Origin of the sequence: Streptomyces abyssalis (assembly GCF_001751365.1) — a bacterium.
Taxonomy (GTDB): Bacteria; Actinomycetota; Actinomycetes; order Streptomycetales; family Streptomycetaceae; genus Streptomyces; species Streptomyces abyssalis.
On the sequence record NZ_LJGT01000041.1, the window covers coordinates 565,853 to 583,076 of the forward strand.

Consider the following 17,224-nt stretch of genomic DNA (forward strand, 5'->3'; position numbering starts at 1 on the left):
GGACCGCGGGCCGCTGCCGGGCACCGGCACGGGTGCCCACACCTCGCCGCTGCTCCACGTACGGGACCTGCGCGTGGAGTTCCGTACCCGTGACGGCGTCGCCACCGCCGTCGACGGTGTCAGCTTCGCCGTGGAGGCCGGTGAGACGCTGGCCGTGCTCGGCGAGTCCGGCTCCGGCAAGTCCGTGACCGCACAGGCCGTGATGGGCATCCTCGACTCTCCGCCGGGACGGGTCACCGGCGGCCGGATCCTCTTCGACGGACGGGACCTGCTGAAGGTGTCCGCGGAGGAGCGCCGCTCCGTGCGCGGCGCCCGCATGGCGATGATCTTCCAGGACGCGCTGTCCGCGCTGAACCCCGTGGTCAGCGTCGGCCGGCAGCTCGGTGAGATGTTCCAGGTGCACCGCGGGGCCTCCCGCAAGGACGCCTGGGCCAAGGCGGTCGAGCTGATGGAGCGCGTACGGATTCCCGCCGCCCGAGCACGCGCCGGCGACTACCCGCACCAGTTCAGCGGCGGCATGCGGCAGCGGATCATGATCGCCATGGCGCTGGCCCTCGAACCGGAGCTGATCATCGCGGACGAGCCGACCACCGCCCTGGACGTCACGGTCCAGGCGCAGGTGATGGACCTGCTGGCGGACCTGCAGAGCGAATACCGGATGGGCTTGATCCTGATCACGCACGACCTGGGCGTCGTCGCCGACGTGGCCGACAGGATCGCGGTGATGTACGCGGGCCGGATCGTCGAGACCGCTCCGGTCGGCGACCTCTACCGGGCGCCCGCGCACCCGTACACCCGGGGCCTGCTGGACTCCATTCCCCGCCTCGACCAGAAGGGGCAGCAGCTCAACGCGGTCAAGGGGCTGCCCCCGAGCCTGCTGAGCGTCCCGCCCGGATGCAGCTTCCACCCTCGCTGCCCCGCGGTCCGCCCCGTCTGCCACGCCGACGAACCCCCGCTGTACGAGGCCGGGGCGGGCCGGGCCAGCGCGTGCCACTTCTGGAAGGAGCTGCTCGATGACGAGTGCGCCGAGTGAGAGCCCGGCGCCCGCGGGCCCGGCGCCGCACGGACCGCGTGAGGCGATCCTGGAGGCGCGGGATCTGGTCAAGCACTACCCGCTCACCCAGGGCGTCGTCATCAAGCGCCAGGTCGGCGCGGTCAAGGCCGTCGACGGTGTCTCCTTCGAGCTGAGGCGCGGCGAGACCCTCGGGATCGTGGGGGAGTCGGGCTGCGGCAAGTCCACCGTGGCGAAGCTGGTGACGAGCCTGGAGGCGCCCACCTCGGGGAGCATCCGCTTCAAGGGCGAGGACGTCACGCGGCTGAGCGGCAGGGCACGTAAGGCCCTGCGCCGCAACATCCAGATGGTCTTCCAGGACCCCTACACCTCGCTGAACCCCCGAATGACGGTCGGCGACATCGTCGGCGAACCCTTCGACATCCATCCCGAGGCGGCGCCCAAGGGCGAACGGCGGCGCAGAGTACGGGAGTTGCTGGACGTCGTCGGGCTCAACCCGGAGTACGTCAACCGGTATCCGCACCAGTTCAGCGGCGGCCAGCGGCAGCGCATCGGCATCGCGCGGGGGCTCGCCCTGCGGCCGGAGATCATCGTGGCTGACGAGCCGGTCTCCGCGCTGGACGTCTCGGTGCAGGCGCAGGTGGTCAACCTGATGGAGCGGCTCCAGGACGAGTTCGACCTCTCGTACATCTTCATCGCCCACGACCTGTCCGTCGTACGGCACATCTCGGACCGGGTCGGAGTGATGTACCTGGGCAAGCTGGTCGAGACCGGCACCGAGAGCGAGATCTACGAGCACCCGACCCACCCGTACACGCAGGCGCTGCTGTCGGCCGTGCCCGTACCGGACCCGGCAGCGGAAGCGGGCCGCGCGCGCATCGTGCTGGACGGTGACGTGCCCTCGCCCGCGAACCCGCCCTCGGGCTGCCGCTTCCGTACCCGGTGCTGGAAGGCGGACGAGAGGTGCGCGAAGGAAGAGCCGCCGCTGCTCGTCCCCGGGGCGGGGCCGGCCGAAGGGCCCGCACGCCACCCCTCGGCGTGCCACTACGCGGAGGAGAAGGCCCGGATCGTGCCGGAGTGAGGCTCGCGCCCGTCGGCGTCCCCGTGGCGTGCGGCGAGGGCGAGCAGCACACCCAGGGCGGCGAGGATCTCGAACACCGCGGTGCACAGCCACAGTTGGTCGCGTGCGGCTAGCTGTCCGAAGCCGCCCAGCAGCCCGGACTTGGCAGCGAAGGAGAGGCGGAAGAGACCGAGCCCGAGCAGCGGCCCGCTCACCGTCATGCCCAGCGGCCGTGAGTGCGGTGCGCGGGTGAGGGCGGCGCCGGCGGCGTAGAGGGAGACCAGGGCCAGGGCGCTGCCGTACCAGCTCTCGGGTACGGCGAGCAGCGTGGCCAGCGCCCTGTCGCCGGTGAAGTGCTGTGAGTAGAGCTCCCAGCCCTGCTCCGTCGCCGAGTGGATCTCCCAGGAGACCAGCACCGCGGCCACCAGGGTCAGAAGCACGCACGCGGCGACGCCGCCGGCGCGGGTGGGACGTGCCGGCGCCTCGTCGCGGGTGGTGCCGGTGCCGGGGGAGCCGGGCGGCACGCCGCGGCGGCCGGCCACCGCCAGGACGATCACCGCGGCGGCGATCACGAGCATGGCGATGGCGCTGAAGAGGACCTTCAGCCGCAGACCGTCGGAGACGCCGCTCTGGACCCAACTGGCGTTGAGATTCCACAGGGTGGGGACGCGCAGCAGGATCGTCAGCACGCCGGTGGAGACGAGGATGCCGCGGGCGGCCGAGGAGACCACGACGGTCACGGTGCAGACGGTGTAGAGGACGAGCAGTGTGGGCTCCACGAACGAGCTGGCCCATATCCCGTCCTGCGCGCGGAAGATGAGGCCCGACCACATCCACCACGCGTCGGTCACGTCCGTGGCCTTGCTGAAGTCCCGGACGATCCAGGCGAGATCGAGCACCGCGAGCCCGGCCAGCAGCGCGGCGCCGGCCCGGCGCGCGCCGGGTCTCAGCGTCCTGTCCTGGCTCATCTGGATCCCCCGCGGTGCGGTTTCCCGTGCGCCGCTCGGCTCGGGACCGGACGGCGGCGTCGGAGCGTCGGACAAGTTTACTGTGGCGTCCGGCGGAGCCTCGCGGCGCCTCATGGGAGCCCTCCGCGGCCGGGCCGGGGACGGCATGGCCCCGCCCCCGGCCCGGCGTTACGGCACCCGCACGGCCGTACGAAGTTCAGAGTGGCGGGTCCGTATATCGGAGCTGCGACGACTGAGTTGCGGTCGCGTTAACGCGTTTCAAGGCTCCATATGACGATATGTCTGATAGCCGCGGAGCCCGTCAAGCACGTTGTGACCTCAATCTGCAAAACCTTCGCTCAAGATGCGCTGAGGGTCCACATGCTGCCGCCGATACCCCTTGACTGGGCAGTTATTCACTTGCAAAGTCTCCTCAACCCATGGCACGGACTGACAGCGTGCCAACGCATGGATCTATCCGCATAGATGACGAGCGCGGGGGCGCAGACACGATGACAAGTCCATCCCAGGCCGCGATCGCCGGGGCAGAGACCCCAGATCCCGACGGCGTCGGCCTGACCTCCGAGCCGTCCGGTGGCCAAGAGCCCGCCAAGGACCAGCTCGTGGGCCGTTCTCCCGGCCAGCTCATGTGGATGCGCTTCAAGCGCGACCGCACGGGCGTCGTCTCGGCCTTCGTGGTTCTCACGATGTTCGCGATCGCGGCGCTGGCCCCCGTCATCTCCTGGCTGTACGGCAAGGACCCCTGGACCCGTTACGGACAGATCGAGCCGGGTCTGCTGAACGACAACGGCTACCCGGTCAAGCCCAACGGCGGCATCGACGGCGAGTACTGGTTCGGCCTGGAGCCGGGGCTTGGCCGCGACGTCCTCACTCAGCTCGTCTACGGGATGCGCACGTCGCTCTCGCTGGCGGTGATCATCACGATCCTGTCGGTGCTGCTCGCCATCGTGATCGGCGTGGCGGGCGGCTACATGGGCGGCAAGACGGACTACTTCCTCGGCCGCCTCACCGACCTGATGATGTCGTTCCCGAACCAGCTCTTCTTCGTCGCCTTCGTTCCCGTGGTCGGCGCCCTGGTGGTCAGCCCCCAGGACGAGATGCCGACCTGGCTCCGCGCGTCGGTGCTGATCTTCGTGATGTGGCTGCTGGGCTGGATGACCCTCGCGCGACTGCTGCGCGGTCAGGTACTGACCCTGCGGGAGCGGGAGTTCGTCGAGGCGGCGAAGGTCGCGGGCACTCCGCCCTGGCGGATCATCCGCAAGGAACTCCTGCCGAACGTGGTCACGCCGATCCTCGTGCAGTCGACGTACATGCTTCCCAACTTCGTGACCGCCGTCGCCGGTCTCTCATTCCTCGGCGTCGGCATGCCGGCCTCCACACCGGACTGGGGCCGGATGTTCGCCACAGGTGCCGAGGTCTACCAGAGCAACATCACCTACATGTTCTTCCCCGGCGTCGCGATGGTGGTCTTCATCGTCGCGTTCAACCTGCTCGGGGACTCGGTCAGGGACGCCTTCGACCCGAAATCGGGACGTTGAAGACCGAGCAGCGGGGGGTGCTGCCACCCCAGCACCGCATGAGTCAGGCAGCAACACACAACCGACAGGCAGGTGCTACCACCACCATGAGCAGATTCAGGATGCGTACGGCGCGCGTCTCCGTCGTGGGGCTCGCCGCGGGCGCTCTCATCCTCACAGGGTGCAGCAGCGGCGGCGGCGGCGACGCCGGAGACGTGAGCAAGGACGACGCCGCGAAGCAGCAGGTCAGGTACGACTTCGGTGACGCTGCGGCCTCCAAGGGTCCGGCGGAGCCGGTCAAGGGTGCCAAGAAGGGCGGCGACCTGACCGTCTACCAGCGCGACAGCTACGCGCACCTCGACCCGGCGCAGATGTACGTCAGCGACGAGGGCACGATGTCGACGCTCATCCACCGTCGTCTGACCTCTTATAAGCGTGACAGCGCCGGCAAGTACACGGTCGTCGGCGACCTCGCCACGGACAGCGGCCAGGCCTCGAAGGACCAGAGGACCTGGAAGTACACGCTCAAGGACGGGATCAAGTGGGAGGACGGCTCCCCGATCACGTCCAAGGACATCCGGCACACCTTCGAGCGGCAGTTCGCGCCGTTCATCTCCGAGGGCCCGGTCTTCATCCAGCAGTGGATGGCCGGCAAGAGCGGCACCGGCTACCGCAAGCTGCTGCCGGACGGCCCGTACAAGGGTGACCACCTGCCGGACAAGGTCCTTGAGACCCCGGACGACAAGACGGTCATCTTCCACTTCAAGGACCCGCAGCCCGACCTGCCCTACGCGCTGGGCATGGCCGGCTACGCCGCGGTCCAGGAGAAGGGTGACACGAAGGAGAAGTACGACAAGAAGCCCGTCTCCTCCGGGCCGTACAAGATCGCCTCCTTCAAGTCCGGCAAGAGCATGAAGCTCGTGCGCAACGAGGAATGGGACGCGAAGACGGACCCGGTTCGTCACGCCTACCCGGACGCGCACAACATCCAGTTCGGTGTCTCCTACGAGGCCTCGACCAAGCGCCTGGTCTCCGACAGTGCCGAGAACCAGACCGCGGTCAGCTACACCAACCAGGTCGACGCCTCCAGCATGCAGTCGGTGCGCTCCGACCCGAAGGTCAAGGACCGCTCGCTCTCGGGTTACCAGCCCTACGTCGGCAAGATCTCGCTGAACATGGACCGGCTGAAGGACAAGAAGGTCCGTGAGGCCATCGCGCACGCGCTGCCCGCGCAGTCGCTGGTGCAGGCCTTCGGCGGCAGCGGCGGCGGTGAGCTGGCGGGCAACTACCTGAGCCCGACGGTCGCGGGGCACACCGAGTCCGACCCGTACGGCAAGGTCGAGAACCCGCAGGGTGACGTGAAGAAGGCCAAGCGGATTCTGAAGGAGGCCGGCAAGACCGGCCAGAAGCTCACCTTCGCCTTCCAGAACTCGCCCGAGTGGCAGGACTACTCGATCGCGGCCAAGGACAACCTGACCAAGGCCGGGTTCGACGTCCAGCTCAAGGACATCGTCGCGGACACGTACTACGACCAGATCGGCAAGGTCAAGAACAAGTACGACATGTACCACTCCTCCTGGGGTGCCGACTGGCCGAGCGCCGGCACCGTCATTCCGCCCACGCTGGACGGCCGGCAGGTGCAGGACGGTGCGTCGAACTACTCGCACTACAACAACCCGGAGATGAACAAGGAGATGGACCGCATCTCCAAGATCAAGGACCCGGACACGGCCGCGAAGGAGTGGGGCAAGCTCGCGGACAAGATCCTCAAGGAGGACCTGCCCGACGTTCCGCTGATGTACTACAAGCAGATCCAGCTGTACGGATCGAAGGTCGGTGGCGCCGTGAACAACGCCGTCATCAGCAGCATCGACCCGACCCAGCTGTACGTGAAGAAGTAACAGCGCGCACGGCGCGGCTGTCCGCGCCGGCCGTGGTGCCCTCCCCACCGGGGTCTCCCCGTGGGGAGGGCACCACGGACCCGTTCCCCCACCACTGAATCCGCTGCCCACGAGAGCTGCGTTCCGTCATGCTTCGTTTCCTAGTCCGCCGGTCCCTCGGCGCGATGGTGATCCTGCTGATCATCAGCGCAGTCACCTTCTTCCTCTTCTACGCCGTACCTCGGGATCCGGCGATGCTCGCCTGTGGCAAGAACTGCACACCGGACGCCCTGGCAGTCATCCGGAAGAACATGGGCATCGACGAGCCCGTCCCGATGCAGTACTGGCACTTCATGGTCGGGATCTTCGCCGGCCGTGACTTCGCCGCAGGCGCCTGCCCCGCACCTTGCTTCGGCTACTCGTTCGCGAACCAGGACCCGGTCTGGAACACCATCCTCGACCGCTTCCCGACCACCGTCTCGCTCACCCTCGGCGGCGCGGTCGTGTTCCTGACCATCGGCCTCGGCGCCGGCATGATCGCCGCCTGGAAGCGCGGCACGCTTGCCGACAAGCTGTTCAGCACCGGTTCTCTCGTGCTCAGCTCACTGCAGATCTACTTCGTCGGCCCGCTGGTGCTCGCACTCCTGGTGTTCAACCTGGGCCTACTGGACCAGCCGACGTACGTTCCGCTGTCGGAGGACCCGGCGGGCTGGTTCATGGGCCTGCTCATCCCGTGGATGGTGATCCAGATCATCTTCACGGCCAACTACACACGTCTGTCGCGGTCTTCGATGATCGAGCAGCTCTCCGAGGACCACGTCCGCACGGCGAGGGCGAAGGGCATGTCGGGGAAGTTCGTCTTCTTCCGCTACGCGTGGCGCGGTTCGCTCATCCCCATCGTGACCATCTTCGGCGTGGACCTCGGCTCGCTGCTCGGCGGGGCGATGATCACCGAGTGGACGTTCTCGCTGCCGGGCCTGGGCAGGCTCGCGGTCGAGTCCGTGCAGAACACCGACCTGCCCATGGTGATGGGCGTGATGCTCTTCTCGGCAACCTTCATCATCCTTCTCAACGTCATCGTGGACGCCGCATACGCATTCATCGACCCGCGCGTGCGGCTGGCCTAGGAGTACCGCTGTGACCACCCTGACCCAGGAAGCGGACGTCCCGGCTCCGCGCGATGCGGCCCCGTCCGGCGCGTTCCTGTCCGTACGCGATCTGTATGTGCACTTCGACACCGAGGGCGGCACCGTCAAGGCCGTCGACGGTCTCTCCTTCGACCTGGAGCGGGGACGCACCCTCGGCATCGTCGGCGAGTCCGGCTCCGGCAAGTCGGTGACGAACCTGTCCATCCTCGGGCTGCACAACCCGAAGAAGACGGACATATCCGGTGAGATCCTGCTGGAGGGGCAGGAGCTGACCACCGCGCGGGAGAAGACGCTGGAGTCGCTGCGCGGCAACAAGATGGCGATGATCTTCCAGGACCCGCTGACGGCGCTCTCGCCGTACTACACGGTGGGCCGTCAGATCGCCGAGCCGTACCGCAAGCACATGGGCGTCTCCAAGCGTGAGGCGCATCTGCGGGCGGCCGAGATGCTCGACAAGGTCGGCATTCCCAACGCCAAGCTGCGCGTCGACGACTACCCGCACCAGTTCAGCGGCGGCATGCGGCAGCGCGCCATGATCGCGATGGCGCTCGTGTGCAACCCGGACCTGCTCATCGCCGACGAGCCGACCACGGCGCTCGACGTGACCGTCCAGGCGCAGATCCTCGACCTGCTCAAGGACCTCCAGCAGGAGTTCGGTTCGGCGATCATCTTCATCACCCATGACCTGGGTGTGATCGCCAACGTCGCCGACGACATCCTCGTCATGTACGGCGGCCGCGCAGTGGAGCGCGGAAGCGTCGCCGAGGTCCTGCGGGCACCCCAGCACCCCTACACCTGGGGCCTGTTGAGCTCGATGCCGCGCCTGGCCGGCGACGTCAACGAAGAACTGGTCCCGATCAAGGGCACACCGCCCAGCCTGCTCGCGCCGCCGCCGGGCTGCCCCTTCCACCCCCGGTGCGAATACGTGGACGAGGTGGCCGGCGGCAAGTCCTGCTCCGGCGACCGGCCCCGGCTGCCGGAGGGACGCGGCGCCGCCTGCCACCTGACGGGCGAGCAGAAGAAGACCTTCTTCATCGAGCAGATCAAACCCCGGCTGGGCTAGGGAGAATCACAGCAATGAGCGAAGAACTCACCCTGACCAAGCCGCAGGACGACGTGCCGGCGTCGGGCGAGCCCCTGATGAAGGTCGAGGGCCTGACCAAGCACTTCCCGATCATGGGCGGCTTCCCGTTCAAGCGGCAGGTGGGCGCGGTCCAGGCCGTCGACGGCATCGACATGAGCGTGATGCCCGGCGAGAGCTTCGGTCTCGTCGGAGAATCGGGCTGCGGCAAGTCGACGACGGGCCGCCTGCTGACGCGGCTGCTCGAGCCCACGCGCGGCAAGATCTCCTACCGCGGCCGCGACATATCGCACGCCAGCCGCAAGGACATGGCGGCCGTACGCTCCGAGATCCAGATGATCTTCCAGGACCCGTACTCGTCGCTGAACCCGCGGCAGACCGTCGGCTCCATCATCGGCAACCCGATGGAGGTCAACGGGATCAACCCGCCCGGCGGACGCGAGAAGCGCATCCGGGAAATGCTGGAGACCGTCGGGCTCAACCCGGAGCACTACAACCGCTTCCCGCACGAGTTCTCCGGCGGCCAGCGGCAGCGCATCGGCGTCGCCCGGGCCCTCGCGCTGGAGCCGAAGCTGATCGTGGCGGACGAGCCCGTCTCCGCTCTGGACGTCTCCATCCAGGCCCAGGTCGTCAACCTGCTCCAGCAGGTGCAGCGCGACATGGGCATCGCCTTCGTCTTCATCGCGCACGACCTGGCGATCGTGCGGCACTTCTCGCAGCGGCTCGCGGTGATGTACCTGGGGAAGATCGTCGAGGTCGGCGACCGCGAGTCCATCTACCAGCGGCCCCGCCACCCGTACACGCACGCGCTGCTGTCGGCCGTGCCGGAGGCGAGGCTGGACGACGGCGAGGAGGACCAGCGTGAGCGCATCCGCCTCGCGGGCGACGTGCCCTCGCCGATCAACCCGCCCTCGGGCTGCCGCTTCCGTACGCGCTGCTGGAAGGCGCAGGACAAGTGCGCCACGGAGGCCCCGCCGCTCGTGCAGATCACGGGCAACGCCGCGGGCCATCTGACGGCGTGCCACTTCCCGGAGGAGGGGTCGACGACGGCCCGGGAGCAGGACGTGGTCCTGGACTCCGCGCTCCGGGCGATGGAGTCCGGCGGTCCGGCCGGGGACTGAGCCACCGCAGCGAGGCCTCAGGGGCGCCGCCGTGACCAGTTCGCGGCGGCGCCCCTTCGCCGTACCCGGCCCTACGGCTGGGCGACGCCCAACGTCCGTTTGAGGAACGCCACTTGGAGCAGGAGCAGGTTCTCCGCGATCTGCTCCTGCGACGTCATGTGCGTGACGCCCGACAGGGGCAGCATCTCGTGCGGCCGTCCTGCCGCGAGGAGCGCGGAGGAGAGCCGGAGGGTGTGCGCGGCGGCCACGTTGTCGTCCGCCAGGCCGTGGATCAGCATGAGCGGACGGTGCTGTGCGGCAGCGCCGGACAGCCCCTCGTCGGTGACCACGGAGGAACGCGCGTACACCTCGGGATCCTCCTGCGGCATGCCGCAGTAGCGCTCGGTGTAGTGGGTGTCGTACAGCCGCCAGTCGGTGACGGGCGCGCCCACGACAGCCGCGTGGAAGACGTCGGGACGGCGCAGGGCGGCGAGCGCGGCGAGGTAACCGCCGTACGACCAGCCGCGGATGCCGACCCGGGTCAGGTCGAGCGGATGGTCCGCCGCGAGCGACCTCAGGGCCTCGATCTGGTCGTCGAGCGTGACGTCCGCGATGTTCCGTGAGACCGCCTTCTCCCACGCGGGCGAGTGGCCCGGCGTGCCGCGGCCGTCGGCGACGACCACCGCGAAGCCCTGGTCGGCGAACCACTGCGAGGTGAGCCAGGCGTTGTGCGCCGCGACCACACGCTGACCGTGCGGGCCGCCGTAGGGGTCCATGAGGACGGGGAGCGGGCCGTCCCCGTCCCGGTGACCCGTGGGCAGCAGGAGGCCCGCCGGGATGCGCCGTTCACCGGTGCGCAGCAGGCGCGGTGCCGCCGTGAGCGCGGGCGCCTCGGCGTGCGAGGGAACGACGTCCAGAGGCTTCAGGGGCAGTGCCCGGCCCTGTCCGCCCATGCGCAGGACGGCGACGCGCGAACCGGCGTGCGTGAGCGAGGCGGTGGAGAGCACGAGGGTGTCGCCGCCGCGCACGGCGGAGGCGATGTGGGGCGCCCTGAGGATCGCGTCACCGTCACCGTCACCGTCGGTGTCGGCCTCGGCCAGCCGCTCGATGCCGCCACAGGAGCCGTCGTCGGCGAAGCGTGCGAAGTGGACGCCGATGTCGCCGACTTGGGCCTCTCGCTCCTCGCCGCCGGTCCCGGCCACGCTCCCGCCGGCACCGCGCCCCGCGCCCGCCGAGGCGGAGAAGAGCACCCCGTCCGCGCCGACGTCGAGCACCGCCCGCACGTGCAACGACGCGTCGGTGAAGTCGTGTTCGCCCACCCTCAGCACCCGCGCACCTGACGAGTCCTCGATGCGCACGTGCCGCCCGTCCGGCGTCCAGGCGGGCACACCCGCGAACAGCTCCAGCCAGTCCGGGTCCTGCTCCGTGTGCAGCGTGCTGGTCGAGCCCGTGTCCGGGTCGACGCGCAGGTGGAGCTGCGTGCGCTGGTCGCGTGACTGCACGAGCAGCAGCGGCGGTCCTCCGGGCGACCAGTGGACGCGGGCGAGATACGGGAAGCGCCCGCGGTCCCACTCGACTTGCAGACGCTCCCCGCCGTCCGCGTCCGTCAGATGCAGCGTGACGTCGGCGTTGGGCGTGCCCGCTGCCGGATACGGCACCTCGGAAGGCTCCCGCTCCGGATTCGCCGGGTCGGCGATCCACCACCGCTGAACAGGGGAGTCGTCGGCCCGGGTGACGAGCAGCCGCTCGCCGTCCGGAGCCCACCAGAAGCCCCGGCTGCGGTCCATCTCCTCCGCCGCGACGAATTCGGCCAGGCCGTAGGTGATCCGGTCGTTCTCCGGGGACGCGATCGCGCGGTCGCCGCTGCCGTCGGTACGTACGACGCGCAGTGCGCCGCCCGAGACGTACGCGACACGGGTGCCGTCGGGGGAGGGGCGGGGATCGACGACGGGCGAAGGAGTGTCCAGCTCGCGGCAGTCGCCCGTGCGCAGATCTGTCACGAACAGACGGCCCGAGAGGGCGAAAGCCGCACTTTCGACCGTCATGTCGGTGGCATATCCGACGATTCCGGCGGAGCTCTCACGGCTGCGTTCACGGCGGGCGCGTTCCTCCGCCGACAGCTCCTCCGCTGCGCCCCCCAGCAGCCTCGCCGGGTCGGCGGCGACGTACTCCCGCTGACCGGAGGGATCGCGCACCCACAGGAGATTCGCCCGGTCAGTGCCCTCGCGGGAGCGGAGGAAGACCACGCGCGAGCCGTCCGGAGCGACGGTGAAAGCACGCGGGGCGCCCAGGGTGAAGCGCTGGGTGCGTGCGTACTGACGGGGGAAGGAAGTGACCATGCGGCAGAGCGTAGAGCCTGGCGGGCGCTTGCCGCGGTGGCCGGAATCGAATATGCGCCCCTCGTCTGCACCTGTGCACCTGGCCCGTGCCGTCTGACGGGTAGTTATGATCCATTGCGCGAGACGGGAGCCGGGTATGCAGCCGGTGGCCCGCTCGTGTCATGGGCTCATGCTGTCCGGATCCGTCGCCCGACCGCGCGTACTTGGAGGTGAACCGCCGTGGCACTCTCGATTTCGGCGGTCGTGCTGCTCTTGATCATCGTCCTGCTGCTCGTCAAGAAGTCCGGGCTGAAGGCCGGGCACGCCGTCGTGTGCGTGCTGCTCGGGTTCTACCTGGCGGGCTCGTCGATCGCCCCGACGATCAACGACCTGACGACGAACGTCGCAGGCATGCTCGGGGACATCAAGTTCTGAGGCGTTCGAGGGGAGCCGTAGGGTCAGGGGCATGAGCGCAGCTCCTGACCGGCGTCTGCTGCTGGTGCACGCGCACCCGGACGACGAGTCCATCAACAACGGCGCCACCATGGCCAAGTACGCCGCCGAGGGCGTCCACGTCACGCTGGTGACATGCACTCTGGGCGAGGAGGGCGAGGTCATCCCCGCCGAACTGGCGCACCTCGCGCCCGGACAGCCGCTGCCGGGGCAGCCGCCGCCCGGCCGGCAGGGCCCGGGACGGCAGAACCCGGAGCCCCGGAGCGGGAACGCTCAGCCGGAGCAGCCGCCCGGAGATATCACGCCGCTCGGACGTCACCGCATGGGTGAACTCGCCCGCGCCATGCGCGAACTGGGCGTCACCGACCACCGCCTCCTCGGCGGCCCCGGCCGCTACCGCGACTCCGGGATGATGGGCCTCTCCACGAACACGCGCCCCGGCTGCTTCTGGCAGGCCCCCATCGACGAGGCGGCACTGCATCTGGTGCGGGTCGTCCGCGAGGTGCGTCCGCAGGTGATGGTCACGTACGACCCGGACGGCGGCTACGGCCACCCCGACCACATCCAGGCGCACCGCGTGGCCATGCGCGCCGCCGAACTGGCCGCCGACGCGGGCTTCGCCCCCGGCGCGGGCGAGCCGCACGAGGTGGCCCGCGTCTACTGGAACTGCGTGCCCCGCCCGGTCGTCGAGGCGGACCTGGCACGGCTGAGGGAGGATCTGCGGCACCCGTCCTCGCCGTACGCCGCGGTGGCGCAGGCGGAGGACGTGCCGGGTCTGGTGCGGGACGAGAGCTCAGTCGACGCCGTCGTCGACGGACGGTCCCACGCGGAGGCGAAGGCCGCGGCCATGCGTGCGCACGCCACCCAGATCGCCGTCCACGGCGACACGTTCGCCCTCTCCAACGGCCTCGGCCAGCCCTTGATCAGTACGGAGTACTACCGCCTGGCGCATCCCGCGCGAGACCATGCCGGCGGCATCTCGGAGGACTTGTTCGCAGGAGCGGGTGCATGAGCGGCGATCGTGACGAGGACAAGCGCGGCAAGGAGCGCCCGCAGCCCGGCAAGGGCAAAGGCGGCCCCGGCGCGGGCGGAGTGCCACCCGCCGGGGGAGGGCGGCCGGAGCAGCCGCCGTGGCCCGCACGGGTGCCCGCGTCACGTACGGCACGCGTGGGCATCTACCTCGTGCTGCTCGTGTTGGGTGTGCTGACGGCGGCGGCCGGCGCGCTGGTGCAGAGCGGCTGGTTCCCGGGCGGTCTGCTGCTCGCGCTGGCGGGTGCCGTCGGACTCTTCTGCGGCGGCGCCAAGTTGTGCCGTACACGGATGGGAGCGGCCGCGCCCGGAGCCGGCTGGGTGGTCACGGCGTTTCTGCTGACTTCCCCGCGCGCGGAGGGCGACTTCGTGTTCGGTGCGGGTGCCGGTTCGTATGTCTTTCTACTGGGCGGGGTGCTCGCCGCTGTGATGTGTGCCACCATCGCGCTGCCGGCACCGCCAGTGCCAGGGCACAAGTACCGCTGATGGGGCCGCTGTCCAGGGGATTACGAGGGAGAGGGTCCCGCGGCGGCGACCCCAAGTAAGCTGGTGCGCGCCGGCGAGCCGTTCTGGGACAAGCATGATGGACGGCGAATCCAACCGGGAGTACCTGCTTTGAGTCGTGAAACTGACCGTTCGTCCTCCGGGCCGCAGGGCCGCGGCGGGTCGTCGTACCCGCCTGGTACCGGCCCTTACGGCCCCGGCGCCACGGGCGACTCCGCCGATTCGGAGGAGACGGCGTCCGACGCGCAGCGGCCCGAGGACCGCAAGACCGAGACGACGCTGACGACGCGCATCCGCATCAACATCCCCGGATCGCGGCCGATTCCGCCCGTGGTGATGCGCAAGCCCGTGAGCGAAGGCGACTCGGGCGCTGCCGGCGCGGCGGGCGGCACGGACCAGAACGGGCCCTCGCCGGCCGACGACGCGCACCCGCTGCGCGCCCCCGGCGACGGCGCCCCGGGCACCGGTCCCGGTGCCGCACCCGGCGCGGGCGCTGGATTGGCCGGTGCCCCCGGCCCGGGTGCCCCCGGTCCGTCGCGCGGGTCCGAGGAGACCTCCGGCAACGGTGAGTTCAAGCAGGAGACCAGCGACTGGTTCGCGCCCCGCAAGGCCAAACCGGGCGCGGGCGCAGGCGCGGGCACCGGCGCGGGAACGGGCGCCATGCCCCGTCCGGGCGGCCCCGCGGACTCCGGCGCGACGCCGGGTGCGGCGGAGCCGCCGTACGGCAGCAGCGCACCGTACGGCCTCGAAAACCCTTACGGCGTGGGCGATTCGTACGGTTCGGGCGATCCGTACGACACGGGCTCCTACCCCCTGCCGCGTACGGACACCCCGCCCGGCGGCACGCCCGCCCCCGGCTCTCCCGTGGACCCGGACGCCGGCGCGGGCCTGCGACAGGACGGCCCGACGACCGGTCCCGTCAGCGGTGACATGCCGCTGCCGCCGCAGCCCGGCCAGGGCGCCGCGCCGCCCGAGTCACCGGTGACCTCCACGCTCGGACTGGGCACCGGGGTCGCGCCGTTCGCACCCGGCGGCACCGGCGAGGAGATGCTCGCCCGCGAACCGGGCGGCCCTGACGGGCTCCCCGCCTACGGTGGGCCGAGCGGCGCCGGCGGCGCCGCGGGCGCCGGGGTGGCGGACGAGCAGGACGGCGACCGCATCGTCAGCGACACCCTCATGAGCCGGGCTCCACGCCTGGCCGACGAGGAGGGCCCCGGAACCGCCGGTTCGCCCTTCGAGCGCGCGTCCGCTCCGTCCGCCCGCGACGAGGACGGGCCCCCCGCGAGCCGTTCGAAGCTGATGCTCGCCGGGGCAGGCGTCCTCGGGATCGTCGGAATCGCGTACGGCGCCGGTCTGCTCTTCGACCACGCGGACGTGCCGAACGGCACCACCGTGCTCGGCGTCGGCATCGGCGGAATGAGCCGCCACGAGGCCGTCAACAAGCTGGACGCCGCGTTCGGCGACCGTACGACTCAGGCGTTCACCGTCGTGGCGGGGGACCAGCGGGCCAAGCTGAAGCCGAGCGTCGCCGGCATGACGCTCGACACCGAAGCCACCGTGCGAGGCGCCGCCGGACGGGACTACAACCCGGTCACCGTCATCGGCTCGCTGTTCGGCGCCGCCCGGGAGGCGGAGCCCGCGCTCAAGGTGGACCAGGAGAAGATGGCGTCGGCGCTCCAGCAGGTCTCCCAGGAGACCGGTGTCGGCGGGGCTCCCAAGGACGGGATGGTCAAGTTCGTGGACGGCAAGGCCGTCGGCGTACCGGGCAAGACGCACAAGGGAATCGACGCCGACAAGGCCGGCGCGAAGCTGGAGGACGCGTACCGCACGCGCGCCGCGACCGGGAACAACAGCCCGGTCGAACTGCCGGTCTCCCAGCAGCAGCCGAAGGTCGGCAAGAAGGAGATCGCCAGGGCCATCCGGGACTTCGGCAAGCCCGCCATGTCAGGACTTGTGACGATCAAGGCAGGCAACGCCTCGATCCAGTTCAGCCCCGAGAAGTCGCTGCCGAAGTTCCTGTCCATGAAGCCGGTCAACGGCACGCTGGTCGACACCTACGATCTGCCGGTCCTCAAGCAGCTCTACGGCACGACGTTCGACGGCGTGAAGATCACCCGTGGCGACGGCAGCAAGACGGCCGTCACGCCGCAGGACGTGGCGGGTGCGCTGCGCCTCGCGCTCAAGGAGACCAGCCCCGCCAAGCGCGTACAGGAGATCCAGCTCAACGCTCAGTGAACCGGCTGCAGGACGGACCGGCGGCCGGGCGGGGCGGGCCCGCCGGCGTCCTTGCGGCCCGCCGGCGAGCGGTCAGTTGAGCCGTGCCCTTGCGGCCCGCGCCGCCTTGCGCACCTGCTCCGCCTCTCCGGGCTCCATGGCCTCGATCGCCGAGGCGTACTCCTCCAACTCCGCCGCACCGCCGAGGAAGTCGCCCCGTTCGACGAGCAGCCGTGCCCGTTCGTGACGCAGCCGCGCCGGACGGTGGGGAAGGAGCAGGGAGAAGTCCAGCGCCCAGAGCTGTACGCCCGACTGCTCGGGCCGGATCGCCGCCCAGGCGCGGATGTTGTTGAGGATCCGCAGCACGATCTCCAGCGGCCCCGCCGGGTGCAGCGTCGCGGCGGACAGCGGCGTCCGCGTGCCCGTCGCACCGGCGACGAGCAGCTCCAGGTCACCGGCGGAGAGCAGACGGCCGCCGTTGTACGGGTCGGCGAGGGCATGGCTGCCGGCGGGATCACCGAACCCGATCACGAAGTGGCCCGGCAGCCCCACCCCGTACACCGGTGCTCCGGCACGCCGCGCGACCTCCATCCAGACGACCGACAGCAGGATCGGCAGGCCACGGCGGCGGTGGAGCACGGACTGCAGCAGGGAGGACTCCAGCCGCCGGTAGTCCTCGGGGAGGCCGTGGAAGCCGAGTTCCCGCCCCAGCAGCTCTTCCAGCGCGTGTGCCCACTGCTCGGGCGTACGGGACGCGGCGTACGGCAACAGCCCGGCGAGGCGGTCGAGTTCGATCTCCGCCTCCAGAACCGCCTGTTCGTGTCCGCCCGGTTCGTGTCCGCCCGGTGCGGTGCGGCCGGTGTGCGCCGTGGCGGCCTCGACGCCGATCAGCAGGCAGAGCAGCGCCAGATCGGGCCGCTCCTCGCGTGCGGCCTCCGCG

General features: G+C 70.2%; 14 protein-coding genes. 11 read left to right on the forward strand and 3 right to left on the reverse strand.

Translation table 11 applies throughout. The annotated features are described in order from the left end of the window. The first annotated feature begins 13 nt into the window (after positions 1 to 13). Together AN215_RS23375 and AN215_RS23380 are read left to right on the forward strand one after the other, a co-directional pair. Complete coding sequence (locus AN215_RS23375; protein ID WP_171904301.1) at positions 14 to 1,033, forward strand: ABC transporter ATP-binding protein; 1,020 nt, start codon at positions 14 to 16, stop codon at positions 1,031 to 1,033. Beyond that, a complete protein-coding gene (locus tag AN215_RS23380) occupies positions 1,014 to 2,093 on the forward strand; it encodes an ABC transporter ATP-binding protein (protein WP_070011127.1) in 1,080 nt (359 codons plus the stop codon). The genes AN215_RS23375 and AN215_RS23380 overlap by 20 nt, the downstream gene beginning before the upstream one ends. On the opposite strand, the gene AN215_RS23385 is transcribed toward AN215_RS23380, so the two are convergent. Next, positions 2,057 to 3,040 (reverse strand): hypothetical protein, encoded by a 984-nt coding sequence (locus AN215_RS23385; protein ID WP_070011126.1) that lies wholly within the window; start codon positions 3,038 to 3,040, stop codon positions 2,057 to 2,059. The genes AN215_RS23380 and AN215_RS23385 overlap by 37 nt on opposite strands. A gap of 491 nt (positions 3,041 to 3,531) precedes the next feature. Here AN215_RS23385 and AN215_RS23390 point away from each other — a divergent pair, with 491 nt between their 5' ends. The 5 genes from AN215_RS23390 (at position 3,532) to AN215_RS23410 (ending at position 9,787) form a co-directional block, all read left to right on the forward strand. Continuing rightward, positions 3,532 to 4,578, forward strand: a complete 1,047-nt coding sequence (locus AN215_RS23390; protein ID WP_070011125.1) for an ABC transporter permease — start codon at positions 3,532 to 3,534, stop codon at positions 4,576 to 4,578. Positions 4,579 to 4,664: 86 nt separating this feature from the next. Next, positions 4,665 to 6,458, forward strand: coding sequence for an ABC transporter substrate-binding protein (locus tag AN215_RS23395; RefSeq protein WP_070011124.1), 1,794 nt, complete (start codon positions 4,665 to 4,667; stop codon positions 6,456 to 6,458). 128 nt (positions 6,459 to 6,586) lie between these two features. Next, on the forward strand, positions 6,587 to 7,564 hold the full coding sequence (locus AN215_RS23400) for an ABC transporter permease (RefSeq protein ID WP_070011123.1): 978 nt from the start codon (positions 6,587 to 6,589) through the stop codon (positions 7,562 to 7,564). Positions 7,565 to 7,574: 10 nt separating this feature from the next. Continuing rightward, the gene (locus AN215_RS23405) at positions 7,575 to 8,648 is read left to right on the forward strand and encodes an ABC transporter ATP-binding protein (protein ID WP_070011122.1); all 1,074 of its coding nucleotides are present in this window, start codon (positions 7,575 to 7,577) and stop codon (positions 8,646 to 8,648) included. Positions 8,649 to 8,662: 14 nt separating this feature from the next. After that, entirely contained in the window at positions 8,663 to 9,787 is a 1,125-nt protein-coding gene (locus AN215_RS23410) for an ABC transporter ATP-binding protein (RefSeq protein ID WP_070011121.1), read from the forward strand. A 71-nt stretch (positions 9,788 to 9,858) separates the two neighbouring features. Here the strand turns inward: AN215_RS23410 and AN215_RS23415 are convergent, their stop codons facing one another. Beyond that, a complete protein-coding gene (locus tag AN215_RS23415) occupies positions 9,859 to 12,105 on the reverse strand; it encodes a S9 family peptidase (protein ID WP_070011120.1) in 2,247 nt (748 codons plus the stop codon). A gap of 219 nt (positions 12,106 to 12,324) precedes the next feature. On the opposite strand from AN215_RS23415, the gene AN215_RS23420 reads away from it, so the two are divergent. The 4 genes from AN215_RS23420 (at position 12,325) to AN215_RS30705 (ending at position 16,305) form a co-directional block, all read left to right on the forward strand. Beyond that, positions 12,325 to 12,519: a hypothetical protein gene (locus tag AN215_RS23420; RefSeq protein ID WP_070011119.1), complete on the forward strand. Its 195-nt coding sequence runs from the start codon at positions 12,325 to 12,327 to the stop codon at positions 12,517 to 12,519. Between the two features lie 31 nt (positions 12,520 to 12,550). Next, positions 12,551 to 13,549, forward strand: a complete 999-nt coding sequence (gene mshB / locus AN215_RS23425) for an N-acetyl-1-D-myo-inositol-2-amino-2-deoxy-alpha-D-glucopyranoside deacetylase (RefSeq protein WP_070011118.1) — start codon at positions 12,551 to 12,553, stop codon at positions 13,547 to 13,549. Then, complete coding sequence (locus tag AN215_RS23430) at positions 13,546 to 14,052, forward strand: DUF6113 family protein (RefSeq protein WP_253186453.1); 507 nt, start codon at positions 13,546 to 13,548, stop codon at positions 14,050 to 14,052. The genes mshB and AN215_RS23430 overlap by 4 nt, the downstream gene beginning before the upstream one ends. Positions 14,053 to 14,181: 129 nt before the next feature. Then, positions 14,182 to 16,305 (forward strand): peptidoglycan binding domain-containing protein, encoded by a 2,124-nt coding sequence (locus AN215_RS30705; RefSeq protein WP_070031243.1) that lies wholly within the window; start codon positions 14,182 to 14,184, stop codon positions 16,303 to 16,305. Positions 16,306 to 16,377: 72 nt separating this feature from the next. Here the strand turns inward: AN215_RS30705 and AN215_RS23440 are convergent, their stop codons facing one another. Further along, a complete protein-coding gene (locus tag AN215_RS23440; protein WP_070011428.1) occupies positions 16,378 to 17,193 on the reverse strand; it encodes a transglutaminase-like and tetratricopeptide repeat-containing protein in 816 nt (271 codons plus the stop codon). Positions 17,194 to 17,224: the final 31 nt, after the last annotated feature.

Coding starts and splice junctions, on each gene's coding strand:
- AN215_RS23415 (WP_070011120.1), bottom strand. CDS start 12,105: ATGGTCACTTCCTTCCCCCGTCAGTACGCACGCACCCAGCGCTTCACC.
- AN215_RS23430 (WP_253186453.1), top strand. CDS start 13,546: ATGAGCGGCGATCGTGACGAGGACAAGCGCGGCAAGGAGCGCCCGCAG.
- AN215_RS23385 (WP_070011126.1), bottom strand. CDS start 3,040: ATGAGCCAGGACAGGACGCTGAGACCCGGCGCGCGCCGGGCCGGCGCC.
- AN215_RS23410 (WP_070011121.1), top strand. CDS start 8,663: ATGAGCGAAGAACTCACCCTGACCAAGCCGCAGGACGACGTGCCGGCG.
- mshB (WP_070011118.1), top strand. CDS start 12,551: ATGAGCGCAGCTCCTGACCGGCGTCTGCTGCTGGTGCACGCGCACCCG.
- AN215_RS23380 (WP_070011127.1), top strand. CDS start 1,014: ATGACGAGTGCGCCGAGTGAGAGCCCGGCGCCCGCGGGCCCGGCGCCG.
- AN215_RS23390 (WP_070011125.1), top strand. CDS start 3,532: ATGACAAGTCCATCCCAGGCCGCGATCGCCGGGGCAGAGACCCCAGAT.
- AN215_RS23400 (WP_070011123.1), top strand. CDS start 6,587: ATGCTTCGTTTCCTAGTCCGCCGGTCCCTCGGCGCGATGGTGATCCTG.
- AN215_RS23395 (WP_070011124.1), top strand. CDS start 4,665: ATGAGCAGATTCAGGATGCGTACGGCGCGCGTCTCCGTCGTGGGGCTC.